Origin of the sequence: Microbacterium kyungheense, from assembly GCF_006783905.1 — a bacterium.
Taxonomy (GTDB): domain Bacteria; phylum Actinomycetota; class Actinomycetes; order Actinomycetales; family Microbacteriaceae; genus Microbacterium; species Microbacterium kyungheense.
Map to the genome: position 1 here is coordinate 198,833 of NZ_VFPE01000007.1, position 12,796 is coordinate 211,628.

Sequence of the window (12,796 nt, forward strand, 5' to 3'; positions counted from 1 at the left end):
GAGCGAAGCGAGACGAAACGCCGACGCGGCTAGCTGGAGCGGTCGGCGACGGCCTGCGCGAACCGGGTGAGCGCTTCGCGCACCGCGCCGTCGGGCAGGGGCGCCAGCGCCTCGATGGCTTCGTGCGACCACGCGTGCGCGAGGTCGAGAGTGGCCTGCGTGGCCTCGTGGTCGCGCAGGTGTGCGAGCGGCTCGTCGAGGAGCGCAGGGTCGGCCCCGTCGGCGATCTGCGCGACGCCCTCGTCGATGCGGGCGCGCAGCGCGACCGCATCGGCGTCCGTGCGCTGCGCGAGCACGAGGTAGGGCATCGTGGGCACGCCGGCGCGCAGGTCGGTTCCGGGAACCTTGCCGGTCTCGCCCGGATCGGCGGACAGGTCGATGACGTCGTCCAGAAGCTGGAAGGCCACGCCGGCCTTCTCGCCGAACGTCACCATCGGCTGCTCGAACTCCTCGGGTCCGTTCGAGAAGATGACGCCTGCCTGTGCGGCGGCGGCGATGAGGGACCCCGTCTTGTCGGACAGCACCTGCAGGTAGAACTCGACCGCGTCGTCCGCGTCCGTCGGCCCCACGGTCTCGTGCATCTGCCCGAGGACGAGACGTTCGAACGTGTCGGCCTGCAGCCGGATGGCGCGGTCGCCGTTGCGGGCCATGATCTGGCTGGCGCGCGAGAACAGCAGGTCGCCGGTCAGGATCGCGATGTTGTTGCCCCAGACCGCGTGGGCGCTGGGCACGCCGCGGCGCTTGTCTGCGGCATCCATCACGTCGTCGTGGTACAGCGAGCCGAGGTGCGTGATCTCCAGGGCCGTGGCCGCCTGGATCACCTCGTCGGTCGCACCGTCGCCGAGCTGGGCGGTCAGCAGAGCCAGCATCGGCCGCACGCGCTTGCCGCCCGCGTCGTACAGGTAGCGGCTGGTGGCGTCGACCAGGGCGTCGGTCGCGTGCAGTTCGGCTTCAAGGGCGAGGTCGACGCGCTTCAGGCCCTCGTCGACCGTCTTGCGCAGGCCGCGCGAACGCGCGCCCGCGAAGACGCGGTCGGTCAAGCCCAGCTTGCCCGCGATACGCGAGCCCGGCACGGTCGGTGTCACCCTGCCAGCCTACCGGGGCGTTTCGTCTCGCTCCTTCGTCGCCCGCTCAACGACCGGGAAAGGCTTCACGGCGCGGTGCAGAGCGACGATCCCGAGCGACAGGTTGCGGTACGCGACCTCGGTCCAGCCGCTCTCGCGGATCCACGCCGACAGCCGGCGCTGGTCCGGCCAGTCGCGGATCGATTCGTTCAGGTAGTCGTATGCGTCGGCGTTCGAGCTCACCGCCCGCGCGGCGACCGGCAGCACGCGGTCGTTGTAGAAGCGGTAGAGCCCGCCCCACAGCTTCGACGGCGGCTGCGAGAACTCGCACACCACCAGTCGCCCGCCCGGCTTCGTCACGCGCAGCATCTCGTGCAGCGCCTTCTTCGGGTCATCGACGTTGCGCAGGCCGTACGAGATCGTGACGGCGTCGAACTCGTCATCGGCGAACGGCAGGTCGGTGGCGTTCGCCTCGACGAATGAGAGGTTCGGGATGCCGCCGCCCGGCGCCTTCGGACCGTAGCGCTTCTCGCCCTCGGCGAGCATGCCGGGCGAGAAGTCCGCGGCGACGACCTCGGCGCCGCGTCCGGCGAGGGCCGCGCTGGACATGGCGGTGCCGGCGGCGAGGTCGAGGATGCGCTGGCCGCGGCGCGGGTCGACGGCACGCACCATCGCGGCCCGCCAGAACCGGTCGTTGCCGAGGCTCAGCACGGTGTTGGTGCGGTCGTAGCCGGCGGCGACCTGGTCGAACATGCCGCTCACGCGCGACGGGTCCTTGTGCAGGTCGGCGCGGTTGGATTCGTGATCGGAGGGGTGCGGGGCCACGGGCTCGAGTCTAGGCCGCGGGGCCTGGCGCGCCGAGGGCGGACGCGTCGGCGGGATCGGCGGGGTCCGTGGCCGTCGAGTCCTCGTGACCCTCCGCGCCGTCAGGCGCGGGGAACGTCACAGGCTCGGGAGGTGCGATGGGCGGGAGCGCCGCCAGGCGCGCGAGCCAGTGCGCGGCCGTCGCGTCGTCGAACGGCGGCTCGGCGGCGCGCACCCGCTGCTCGAGGTCCACCGCGACGGCTTCGAGCCTGTCGACGAGGTCGAGCGGGTAGCCGTAGGCCACGCGATGCTCGTCCCATTCGTCACGGTCCTCGATGTAGACGTCGCCGGGGCTGCGCAGCACGCCCTCGCGGTCGACGTACGGCTCGGCGGGTTCGCGCCGGACGACGTCGAGGTCCATGTCGATGCCGGTCGGGACGCCGTCATCCCACCGCACATCCCACGCGACGTCGATGTAGACGCGCGTCGGGTGAGGAGCCGCGTTGTAGGTGTACGCGAAGTCGCCGGTCGGCGGGAGCAGCGTGACGCTGTCGTGCTCGGCCGGGAACGCGCGGCCGGGGCGCACGTTGCGCCAGCCGGCGCGCTGGCCGAGCCAGTCGCCCCACCGGTCGCTGCCCAGGTAGACCTCGTCGTTGACCCAGTGCGGCCCGCCGTCCCATTTGCGCCAGCGGAACTGCAGCGCGGTTCCGACCTCGGGCCGGTCGGGACGGTGCGGGCTGGGCTGTGCGGCGGCGGCGTCGGTCACCTCGCGAGTCTAGGCTGGAGGGGTGACATCTTCGCGCCGCCCGCCGCAGCTGGTGGTCGAGACCCGCGAGATCGAGCACGTCGACGATCTGCTCGCCTATGCCTCGCCCGACGAGCCGCTCGCGTGGCTGCGCCGCGGCGACGGCATCGTCGGCATCGGCACCGTCGGCGGGTACGAGAACGGTCCCGGTATGCCTCCGGGAATCGACCGTCACAGCATCCCGGCGCCGGCGGACGCGTGGCGTCACCTCGCAGCCATGGCAGAGGTCGACGACCCGGTGGGGCTCCCCGGCACGGGGCTGGTCGCCTTCGGCACGCTCGTGTTCGACAAGCGCTCCTCGGGGACGAGCCGTCTCATCGTGCCGCAGGTCGTCGTGGGACGCCACCGCGGACGCTCGTGGGTCACGCGCATCCGCTCGACCGCCGCCGAGCTCGAAGCGCCCGTCGTCCGGCCGAGGCCGTATGGCCCGCACTGGTCGGGCACGCTCGGACCGGGCACCCTCGATCCGGCCGGCTACCAGGCCGCCGTGCGCGCCGCCGTGGATGCCATCCGAGCGGGCGAGCTCGACAAGGTCGTCCTCGCCCGCGATCTGGTCGGCACGATCCCCGCCGGCGCCGACCTGCGGCGTCTCGTGCGCGCCCTCGCCCACGACTACCCCGACACGTGGACGTTCGCCGTCGACGGCCTGATCGGGGCGAGCCCCGAGACGCTCGTGACCGCCTCCCGCGGCGTCGTGACCGCGCGCGTGCTCGCCGGGACGATCCCGCGCGGGACCGACGCACACGACGACACGGCCGCATCCACATCTCTCGCGCACAGCGACAAGGACCTCGGCGAGCACCGCTTCGCCGTGCAGAGCGTGCTCGATGCCCTCGGCCCCCACACGCGCCACCTGCGTGCCGACCCCGAGCCCTTCACCCTGAAGCTGCCGAACCTGTGGCACCTCGCCACCGATGTCGCGGGCGATCTCGCCGACCACGCGTCGTCGCTCGACCTCGTCGCGGCGCTCCACCCGACGGCCGCCGTGGCGGGCACGCCGACGGATGCCGCACTCGACGCGATCCGCCGCCTCGAGCCCTTCGACCGCGGGCGTTACGCCGGCCCGGTCGGCTGGGTCGACGGCGACGGCAACGGCGAATGGGCGATCGCGCTGCGTTGCGCGCAGATCGGGGCCGGCCCCGCACGGCGCTACGCGGAGTACTCCGACACCATTCCGGTCGTCGCCCACGCCGGCGCCGGCATCGTCGCCGCGAGCGACCCCGAGAGCGAGCTGCTCGAGACGCGGGTGAAGTTCCGCCCGATCGTCGACGCCCTCGCCTGAACCGTCGTCGCGCGTCGCCTCGTTCGCGCTCAGCGTGACGCCGGACGCTTCGCCCGCAGGTGGCTGTATCCCGAAACCGCGATGAACTTCCGGCTCACACGACACAACCCAACACGCATGTGAACTGGAAGTTCATCGACTCATGTGAACCGGGAGTTCATCGCGTTTTTGAGACAGTACCCGTTGCGACCGCGACCGACGTCGGCGGGGACCGACCGCGGCGCGCGGGCCGGGATCGACCACCCGCAGGTCGGTCGGCCCGGGCTTCCCGCGTCAGCCGCCGGCCAGCAGCTCCCGCAGCGGGTCGAGGCCCATGGGGCCGAGGGCGAGGGCGTCGCGGTGGAAGTCACGCAGCGAGAACGCGTCCCCGAGCCGCTGACGGTGCGCGGTCCGCGCCTCGTTCCACAGCCGCGCGCCGACCTTGAAGGCGAGCGCCTGCCCCGGCCACCCGAGGTAGCGGTCGACCTCGAAGCCGGCGAGCGCGGGCTCGACGAGGGCGAGGTCGACGAGCAGGTCGCGGGCGATCGCGGGGGTCCACTCCCCCGCCGCGACGAGCGCGTTCGGCGGGATCGGTCGTCCGGTGTGCAGCCCGATGTCGGCCACGATGCGCACCGAGCGCCAGATCTGGCCGAGGACGAGCCCCAGCCGCTCGGCCGGGTCGCGGATCAGGCCCAGCTCGTCGGCGAGCTGCTCGGCGTAGTGCGCCCACCCTTCGGCATAGCCGTGGATGTGGCACAGGTGGCGCTGCCACGGATGCAGCTCGGGGTAGGACGCGGTCAGCACGAACTGGAGGTGATGGCCCGGCACTCCCTCGTGGTGCACGCTCGTGACCTCCTGCCACGTCGCCGCGACGGGCACGCCGCTCGGGATCGTCCACACCACCTTGCCGGGCGTCGAGCCGTCGGGCGCACCGGGGGTGTAGTAGACGACGCCGGTCGCCGCCTCCGACACGAGGCACTCCACGTCGTGCACCGCCTGCGGCAGGTCGAACGCCGGCACGACCGCGTCGATCGTCTCGCCCACACGCCGGGTCAGCCATGCCTGGATCGCCGCCACGCCGTCCAGCCGGTACCGGGCGTCGGAATCGAGGAGGGATGCCGCCGACCGCACCGGCTCATCACCCGAGCCGCCGAGCTCCCGTGCGAGGACGCGCGCCTCCGACACGAGTCGCTCCAGCTCGGACCAGCCGTAGGCGTACGTGTCGTCGAGGTCGACGCGAGCGCCGAGCATGCCGGCTGCGAGGTCTGCGTAGACGGCATCGCCGACGCCGTCCACGGTCGGGGCGAGCGGGCGCAGCTCGTCGCGCAGCACCGCGACGAGCTCGGCGAGGGCGACCCCGATCTCATCCGCCGCCGACCGCACGCGCGCGACGGTGGCGGCGTCGGCATCCTCGGCGACCGGCAGCGAGCCGAACCAGTGCGTCTCGACCCACATCGCGACCTGGGCCGCGAGTCCGTCGAGCTGGCGCACCGGCGCGACGCCGCCGCCGCGGAAGCGCCCCGACTGGTCGCGCGCCCAGCGCAGGGCGGCGATGTACTCGCGCACCGCCGCCGGCGCGGCTTCGAGCTTGGCGAGCACGGCCCGCCCGGCGGCATCCGCCGTCACGGTCGTGCCTTCGAACGCGTACCGCACGAGGTGCACGGGCGTCGCGAGCCCCGCGACGAGGCGCGGCGTGAAGCCCGTGTCGAACAGCAGCCGCTCCCGCTCGAGCCGCTCGCGCAGGGCGGCGCTCAGGACCGCATCGCCGGCGCCCGCTGCTTCCAGCGCGGCGAGCGTCGATCCCTGCAGGTCGTATTTGGCGACGAGCCACTCCGGTGACAGGTCCGGCAGCGGACGCGCCTCGAGCCCGAGCGCCAGTGCGGCGTCGGGCTCGTGGCGGGCGAGTTCGCGGACGTAGGCGTCCGCGATGTCGCGGACCGGGTCAGAGCTCACCGGTCCACCCTAAGCTCGACCGGACCCGTCACACCGAGCGCTGGTAGGCGCGGATCGACCGCATCGCCCACACGAAGGCGAGTGCCGCCAGGACCGTGAGACCCGCGACCTGCCACCACCCGTTGTCGGGGTACATGCCGGTGAGGCCCCCGCGGCCGAGCTCGACGGCCCACGTCATCGGGTTCCAGCGCGAGACGTCCTGCACCCACTGCGGCATGAGGTCGGCGGGCATCATGGTCGTCGACAGGAAGGTCGCCGGCAGCACGATGAGCTGCGACAGGCTGATGAGGGCGACCTGGCTGCGCGCCGTGAGCGCGACGGCCGTCGAGGCGCAGCAGAAGATCGTCGCGAGCAGCGTGGCCACGCCGAGGGCCACGAGCATCCCGCCGGCGCCGCCCGGGTAGCGTGCCCCGGCGAGCCAGCCGATGCCCAGCACCACGAGTGACTGCGCGAGGTTGATGATCAGCTGCTGCACGAGCTGCCCCGTGACGATGGCCGACCGCGACACCGGCGAGGTCAGGTACTGGTCCATGACGCCCGAGTTGATGTCGTCGATGTAGCCCGTGCCGGCCCATGCGCCCGAGTACAGCACCGTCATCATGAGGATGCCGGGCACGAGATAGTCGATGTAGCCCGCGGTCCCTGAGCCTGTCGACGGGGCGAACTGGGGCAGCGCGCCCAGCGACTGGAACACCTGACCGAACAGCACGATCCAGATGACCGGCTGGATGAGCGACATCACCGGTCCCCATACCTGACGCAGCGTGGCGATGAGCCAGCGGCGCAGCACCTGGCCTGTCTGGGTGAACCAGCCGGCGCGGGACGGCGCGGCCGGCGCGGTGGTGAGGGCGATCGTGGTCATGCTGCGACTCCTTCGGTGAGCTCTCCGGTCCCTGAGCCTGTCGAAGGGTCGCCGAAGGTGTGGCCGACGAAATGCAGGTACACGTCGTCGAGGGTGGGGTGGGATGCCGCGACCTGGCCGAAGCGGATGCCGGCGGCATCCAGCGCCCCGATGACGGCGCCGACGGCAGCCGACGCGTCGTCGGTGCGGGCGGCGAGGACGCCGTCCACGCCCGACGCCTCGATCACGACGTCGCGCAGGCCCGGAACGCGGGCGATGGCGGCGCGCACGGCGTCGGCGTCGGGCTCGACGAGCGAGACGCGCAGCGAGTCGCCGTGGAGCGCCGCCTTCAGCTCGTCCGGCGTGCCCTGCACGACGGCGCGGCCCTTGTTGACGAGCAGGAGCTCGTCGGCCAGGCGGTCGGCCTCTTCCATGTAGTGCGTGGTGAGCACCACGGTGAGGGCCTCCTCTCCCGACAGCCGCCGGATCTCGGCCCACATCGCGGCGCGCGCCTCGGGGTCGAGCCCCGTCGTGGGCTCGTCGAGGAACAGCACGCGCGGCCGGTGCACGAGCGCCGCCGCCACATCGAGCCGCCGGCGCATGCCGCCGGAGAACGACCCGACAGGACGAGTGGATGCCTCGGCCAGCCCGAACTCGTCGAGCAGGTGTGCGGCACGGCCGCGGGCATCCCCGGCACCGACCCCGCGCAAGCGCGCGGCGATCTCGAGGTTCTCGCGCGCGGTGAGGAGCGCATCCGTGCTGACGCCCTGCGACACGTAGCCGATCGCGGCGCGGACGGCCGCCGGGTCGGCGGCGACGTCGTGGCCTGCGACGGTCGCTGAGCCGCTCGTGGGACGTGACAGGGTCGTGAGGATCTTGGTGGTGGTGGACTTCCCGGCGCCGTTCGGGCCGAGCAGTCCGAACACGCGGCCCGCGGCGACCGAGAATCCGAGGCCGTCCAGCGCTCGCACGGCGGGTCGGCGCCCGCGGCCCGGGTAGACCTTCACGAGGTCGCGGGCGACGATGGCGTTGTTTTCGGGCATGGCGAAGCATCCCTTCCTTCGAATGGGTGGATATGTCGCCGGGAGGGCCGCCGCACGGCCCTCCCGGGTCAGGACTTCTTGTCGGACTTCTCGGGGGTGAACATCATGCGGGCGAGCAGCAGCATCATGAGCGCGAACCCGCCCACGAAGGCGATCGGCGCCCACCACCAGCCGACCGTGAACACCAGCACCGCGATGACGGCGAAGGTGACGAGCCAGATGGCGGCGGTGTACACGCCGAATCGCGCGGCGGTCTCGGGCTCGCGCTCGAACCGGTTGGGCGGCGTGGCGGCGGCGAGCTGGCGCGTCCACGCCTTGTGGCGATTGGTCTGCGTGGCGCCGAGGAACGAGAACAGGATGATCGACGCGATCACACCGAGAGCGGCGAACACGATCCCCCACATCGGCATGGACCCGAAGGCGACGAGGGCGACGAAGCCGAGGCCGAACGCGCCGAGCAGCGTCGCGAGGAAGTAGCCGGCGGCGCGGTTCTGCGGCATCGGGTGATTGGTGGTCGTCTCTTGCGAGAGCGAGTCGCCGACGAGCAGCGCGAGACCCGTCGACGCCATGCCGAACAGCCCGATCTGGGCGCCGAGCGCAAGCGGGAGGACGCCGCTCGCGCCGAGGATCGCGAGCGTGATCCCGACCACCGCCGCGATCGACCACACCACGGTCCGCACCACGAAGCCCGGCTTCGGGCGCACGCGATGGCGCTGCATGAGCGCGACGTAGGCGTCGGTCGAGCGCTGGGGCGCGGCATCCGCCGTCTCTTCGAGGAGGGCCCGCACGTCGCCCAGCTCGGCGATGGCCTGGTGCGCGGCGTCGCCCGGCGTCACCCCCGCGGCCTCGAGCTCGTCGGCGCGGGACATCAGATTCGCGCGCACCTCTTCTTTCAGGTCCTGTGCGTCGGGGGTCATCTCGATCCCCTGGAACGCCTCGTCGAGAAGGCGATGGATGTCGGTGTTCATTGCTGGCTCTCCTTCACGTCGAGCAGTTCGTCGATGATGCGCCGGGTGGCCGTCCACGCCGCGACGTTGCCGCGGAAGACCGCGCGGCCGGCGTCAGTGATGCGGTAGTACTTGCGGCGGCCGCCCTGGGACTCGTCGCCCCAGTAGGACTCGACCAGGCCGTCCTTCTCGAGGCGGCGGTACGTGGCGTAGAGCGTCGCCTCTTTGATCTCGTAGTCGCCGCCGGTCGCGTCGCGGATCGCCTTGTAGATCTCGAAGCCGTACGCGTCGCCGCGCCGGAGCACGCCGAGCACGATCGTGTCGGTGTGCCCGCGCAGCAGGTCGGCTGCGAACGCGTCGTCTTGTGTCATGCCAAGTACTGTATCACGTCAAGTACTCGCAAGCATCAACTACTTTGTCAGGCCGAGTTCCGGGCCCTCCCTGACGCGCGCCAGGTCAGCTCGCCGCGAGCCGTGCCTTCTCGGCGGCGACGTCGAACGTCGCGGCCGGCCAGTGCGGGTCGATGGACTCCAGCGCTTCGAGCAGCAGGTGCTGCACCGCCAGCCGCGCGTACCACTTGCGGTTCGCGGGCACGACGTACCAGGGGGCCTGGTCGGTGGACGTCCGCTCGAACACGGTCTGGTACGCCGCCATGTACGACGGCCACAGTTCGCGCTCGTCGACGTCGCCCGGGTTGTACTTCCAGTGCTTGTCGGGGCGGTCCAGGCGCTCCATGAGGCGCTCTTTCTGCTCGTCGCGCGAGATGTGGAGCATGACCTTCACGATGCGCGTGCCGGAGTCGACCACACGCTTCTCGAAGTCGTTGATCGCGCCGTACCGACGCTCGATCTCCTCTGCCGGAGCGAGCGCGCGCACACGGCCGATGAGCACGTCCTCGTAGTGCGACCGGTCGAACACGCCGATCAGCCCGGGTTCGGGCAGCCGCTTCTCGACCCGCCACAGGAAGTCGTGCTCCAGTTCTTCGGGCGTGGGCTTCTTGAACGCGGCGAGCGCGATGCCCTGAGGGTCGGTCGACCCGACGACGTGCCGGATGATCCCGCCCTTGCCGGCCGAGTCCATCGCCTGCAGCACGAGCAGCACCGAGGCATCCGTCGCATCCACCCGGCTCTGCGCGAACAGGCGCTCCTGGAACTCGTCGAGCTGCTGCGCGCCGGCCTTCAGATCCTCGGCGGCGGCGTGCTTGTCGTGCTCGTATCCAGGCGTGGAACGGGGATCGACGTCGGCGAGGACGAACCCGTCACCGACGCGCAGGAGGTCGGCGACATCGCCGCTCCAGTGCTTCTGACTCGTGGCGATCATGGGCCCATCATGGCCCACATCCGGGATGCCGGGGCTCAACGCTCCAGCGGGACCTCGATGAGCTGGCGGCCCCCGACGGGCGACGTGAGCGCCTGGTCGAGCGCGGACCGGGTCGTGACCCGCCGGTACTCCCAGCCGTAGGCGAGGGCGAGCTGTTCCAGTCGCACCGCGTGCGGCGTGAAGAGCACACGATCCATCGCCTCGGCGCCGGCGACGCCGGCCACCTCCAGGCCGTCGAAGATCGTTCCGCCGCCGTCGTTGCCCACGACGAGCTGGATCCGCGGCTCGTCCTCGTGGGGCGGCAGCAGCAGCGCGCCCACGTCGTGCAGCACCGCGAGATCGCCGAGCAGCACGCGCGTGACGCCGGCCCCGGCGCCCGCCTGGCTCGCGACCGCGATGCCGGTCGCGGTGGCGATCGTGCCGTCGATGCCGGCGAGTCCCCGATTGGCGTGCACCGGCACCTTCTTGCCCGGCAGAACCTCGTCGGCCACCCGCACCAGACGCGACGACCCGAACACGAGCCGGTCGTGCGGCCAGGTCGCGCGCCACACCGCGTCGACGAGCGCGACGCGGTCCAGCGGCGCGCGGATGACCTGCAGCTCGGCGGCGATGGCGCCGAGCCGCTCGGCGGGTTCGGCGGACGACAGGCCGTCGGCGTCGGGCGCAGGAGGCGTGAGGTCGACGGCCGCGGCGCGGGACGCCCGCATCCACTCGCCGAGCCACGCGCGGTCGCCGTCGCCCGTCGCGACGGCGATGCGGTCGACGGCGACGGTCGCACCGTTGAGGTTGAGCGGCTCGCCCGGGCCGCGCACCGCGACGACCTCGACGTCGGGGTCCGCGAGCAGGCGTGCGGCTTCTCGGCTGAGCGTGGGGTGCCCCAGCACGACGACGCGCTCGATGCGCCCGCCGAGCCCGGGGTCGCGCAGCAGAGCGCGGTAGCCGTGCACCAGCTGCCGGCCGAAGCGCGCACCGCTCACGATCTCGGCGATGAGCGGCCAGCCGCCCGCGTGCGCGAGGGCCTCCGCGTCGGCTCCCGCGTCGGCGCCCGCGAGCACCACGGTGCGCGGGCCGCGCTCGAGCACGTACGGCGCGTCCTCCGGCTCGGCGGGCACGTCGGACTCTCCGATGCCTCCGCCGCCCTGGTAGAGGGCTCCGGACGGCTCGTCCTCCGGCTCCCCCTCGGTCGGGGGCCCGTCGGGATCGACATCGGACGCGGTCTGCAGTTCGGCCGCCGGCACGCCGAACCACGACGGCAGCGCGCCGGCGAGCGGCTCGCGGTACGGCAGATTCAGGTGCACCGGGCCCGGAGACCACGTCCCCTCGCCGAGCGCGGCGGCGACGGCCGACGCCGCGACAGCGCGCAGCATGACGCTCTGCTCGTGCGAGCCATCGGGATCGAGTGCCTCGGGCACGGGAAGGTCGGCCTCGAACCGCACCGTCGGTGCGAACATCCCCGGCTGACGGGTCGTCTGGTTGGCGCCGACGCCGCGCAGCTCGGGCGGGCGGTCGGCGGTCAGCAGCAGCAGCGGCACGCCGGCGTGGTGGGCCTCCAGCGCGGCCGGCAGCAGGTTCGCGACCGCGGTGCCGGACGTGCAGACGACGGCCGCCGGCATCCCGGACTCCCGTCCGATGCCGAGCGCCGTGAACCCTGCGACGCGCTCGTCGATGCGCACGTGCAGGCGGATCGCGACGCGACGCTCGAGTTCCGCGGCGACCAGGGCGAGCGCCTGCGACCGCGAGCCGGGGCTCACCACGACGTGCCGCACGCCCAGTTCGACCAGCCGGCCGAGCAGGGCCGCCGCGGCGTCGGTGGCGGGCGCGAAGTCGTCGGCGCCGTCGGCGCGGTGGGGGTCGGTCACGTCAGCCGATGGCTCCGCGCTGACCGCGGGCGTCGTCGTCGCCCTCGGGCCGTGCCGGCGGCGTGGGCGGTGTGCCCCCGGCGGCGGTGGTGCCCGGCGTCGCGGTTCCGGAGGCGGCGGGGTCGTCGGTCGCCGCGGGACGGGCAGGCGGGTTCCACTTCGGGTCGTCGTCCTCGGAGTCCAGCGCCGCGAGCTCCTCTTCCAGCCGGCGGATGCGCTCGTCCTGGTCGCTGATCGAGCCGAGCGTGCCGAGGAACTCGGGGTCGTCGTCGGGTGCGCGGCGGAGCACGGCGACCGATCCGCGGGCGCGGCCGACGGCGAGCCACAGGATGCCGCCGAGCACCGGCAGCAGGACCACGATCAGCACCCACACCGGCTTGCTCACGCCGCGATGGCGGATCGGAGGCTGGATGGCGCAGTCGACGATGGTGAAGACCCAGAACACTGTCGCCACCAGGGCCAGAATGAGCAGCCCACGAGCCATGCACCCATCCTAGGCGGGACGGGGCCGATCCGGGCGGCGAGGGTGCCCTCCGTGACGCAAACGTAGGATGGACGGGTGAAAGCACGCTCCGCCATCGTCTACTCGGTTCTGCGACTGCTGGCGTTCCTCGTGCCCTTCGGCATCATGATGCTGTTCCCGATCATGCGCGAGTACTACTGGCTCGCCGCGATCTTCGCGGCGCTCATCGGGCTCAGCCTGTCGGTGCTGTTCCTGCGCAAGCCGCTCGACGAGGTCACGACGGGTCTCGCCGACCGCCGCGCCAAGGCGCGGGCAGCCGCGACCGACGAAGAGGCGGAGGATGCCGCCGCCGACGCCGCGGCCGGCACGGACTCCCCCGAGTCCCCCAAGGCCTGACGCCCGACCTCGGACCGACGGGATGCCGCGGGCCGCGGCA

13 protein-coding genes are annotated in these 12,796 nt (G+C 72.5%); 2 read left to right on the forward strand and 11 right to left on the reverse strand.

Annotated features, from left to right (window positions below; all coding sequences use genetic code 11):
• Window positions 1-29: 29 nt before the first annotated feature.
• The 3 genes from FB391_RS18255 to FB391_RS18265 are packed head-to-tail and all read right to left on the reverse strand — an operon-like array spanning window position 30 to window position 2,634.
• Complete coding sequence (locus FB391_RS18255) at window positions 30-1,085, reverse strand: polyprenyl synthetase family protein (RefSeq protein WP_141896505.1); 1,056 nt, start codon at window positions 1,083-1,085, stop codon at window positions 30-32.
• Between the two features lie 9 nt (window positions 1,086-1,094).
• Window positions 1,095-1,889 carry a bifunctional demethylmenaquinone methyltransferase/2-methoxy-6-polyprenyl-1,4-benzoquinol methylase UbiE gene (ubiE, locus tag FB391_RS18260; protein ID WP_141896506.1) on the reverse strand — a complete coding sequence of 265 codons (795 nt, stop codon included), beginning with the start codon at window positions 1,887-1,889 and terminating at the stop codon, window positions 1,095-1,097.
• Between the two features lie 10 nt (window positions 1,890-1,899).
• Window positions 1,900-2,634: a DUF402 domain-containing protein gene (locus FB391_RS18265; protein ID WP_342778218.1), complete on the reverse strand. Its 735-nt coding sequence runs from the start codon at window positions 2,632-2,634 to the stop codon at window positions 1,900-1,902.
• Window positions 2,635-2,656: 22 nt separating this feature from the next.
• Here FB391_RS18265 and FB391_RS18270 point away from each other — a divergent pair, with 22 nt between their 5' ends.
• Window positions 2,657-3,955, forward strand: coding sequence for an isochorismate synthase (locus FB391_RS18270; protein ID WP_246093607.1), 1,299 nt, complete (start codon window positions 2,657-2,659; stop codon window positions 3,953-3,955).
• A 273-nt stretch (window positions 3,956-4,228) separates the two neighbouring features.
• Here the strand turns inward: FB391_RS18270 and FB391_RS18275 are convergent, their stop codons facing one another.
• The 8 genes from FB391_RS18275 to FB391_RS18310 all read right to left on the reverse strand — a co-directional run bounded on the left by FB391_RS18275 (window position 4,229) and on the right by FB391_RS18310 (window position 12,381).
• On the reverse strand, window positions 4,229-5,887 hold the full coding sequence (locus FB391_RS18275) for a DUF885 domain-containing protein (protein ID WP_141896507.1): 1,659 nt from the start codon (window positions 5,885-5,887) through the stop codon (window positions 4,229-4,231).
• A 28-nt stretch (window positions 5,888-5,915) separates the two neighbouring features.
• Window positions 5,916-6,749, reverse strand: a complete 834-nt coding sequence (locus FB391_RS18280; protein ID WP_141896508.1) for an ABC transporter permease — start codon at window positions 6,747-6,749, stop codon at window positions 5,916-5,918.
• Entirely contained in the window at window positions 6,746-7,771 is a 1,026-nt protein-coding gene (locus FB391_RS18285; protein ID WP_141896509.1) for an ABC transporter ATP-binding protein, read from the reverse strand. Before FB391_RS18285 ends, FB391_RS18280 begins: the two co-directional genes overlap by 4 nt.
• Window positions 7,772-7,839: 68 nt before the next feature.
• Window positions 7,840-8,739: a permease prefix domain 1-containing protein gene (locus FB391_RS18290; RefSeq protein ID WP_141896510.1), complete on the reverse strand. Its 900-nt coding sequence runs from the start codon at window positions 8,737-8,739 to the stop codon at window positions 7,840-7,842.
• Complete coding sequence (locus FB391_RS18295; RefSeq protein ID WP_141896511.1) at window positions 8,736-9,089, reverse strand: PadR family transcriptional regulator; 354 nt, start codon at window positions 9,087-9,089, stop codon at window positions 8,736-8,738. The genes FB391_RS18290 and FB391_RS18295 overlap by 4 nt, the downstream gene beginning before the upstream one ends.
• An 85-nt stretch (window positions 9,090-9,174) precedes the next feature.
• On the reverse strand, window positions 9,175-10,038 hold the full coding sequence (locus FB391_RS18300) for a polyphosphate kinase 2 family protein (protein ID WP_141896512.1): 864 nt from the start codon (window positions 10,036-10,038) through the stop codon (window positions 9,175-9,177).
• Window positions 10,039-10,073: 35 nt separating this feature from the next.
• Window positions 10,074-11,897, reverse strand: a complete 1,824-nt coding sequence (gene menD, locus FB391_RS18305; protein WP_141896513.1) for a 2-succinyl-5-enolpyruvyl-6-hydroxy-3-cyclohexene-1-carboxylic-acid synthase — start codon at window positions 11,895-11,897, stop codon at window positions 10,074-10,076.
• Between the two features lies 1 nt (window position 11,898).
• The gene (locus tag FB391_RS18310) at window positions 11,899-12,381 is read right to left on the reverse strand and encodes a PLDc N-terminal domain-containing protein (protein WP_141896515.1); all 483 of its coding nucleotides are present in this window, start codon (window positions 12,379-12,381) and stop codon (window positions 11,899-11,901) included.
• A 75-nt stretch (window positions 12,382-12,456) separates the two neighbouring features.
• Between FB391_RS18310 and FB391_RS18315 the strand changes: the two genes are divergently transcribed.
• A complete protein-coding gene (locus FB391_RS18315; RefSeq protein ID WP_141896517.1) occupies window positions 12,457-12,756 on the forward strand; it encodes a DUF4229 domain-containing protein in 300 nt (99 codons plus the stop codon).
• Window positions 12,757-12,796 lie beyond the last annotated feature (40 nt).

Coding starts and splice junctions, on each gene's coding strand:
- FB391_RS18310 (WP_141896515.1), bottom strand. CDS start 12,381: ATGGCTCGTGGGCTGCTCATTCTGGCCCTGGTGGCGACAGTGTTCTGG.
- FB391_RS18300 (WP_141896512.1), bottom strand. CDS start 10,038: ATGATCGCCACGAGTCAGAAGCACTGGAGCGGCGATGTCGCCGACCTC.
- FB391_RS18280 (WP_141896508.1), bottom strand. CDS start 6,749: ATGACCACGATCGCCCTCACCACCGCGCCGGCCGCGCCGTCCCGCGCC.
- FB391_RS18295 (WP_141896511.1), bottom strand. CDS start 9,089: ATGACACAAGACGACGCGTTCGCAGCCGACCTGCTGCGCGGGCACACC.
- FB391_RS18290 (WP_141896510.1), bottom strand. CDS start 8,739: ATGAACACCGACATCCATCGCCTTCTCGACGAGGCGTTCCAGGGGATC.
- FB391_RS18285 (WP_141896509.1), bottom strand. CDS start 7,771: ATGCCCGAAAACAACGCCATCGTCGCCCGCGACCTCGTGAAGGTCTAC.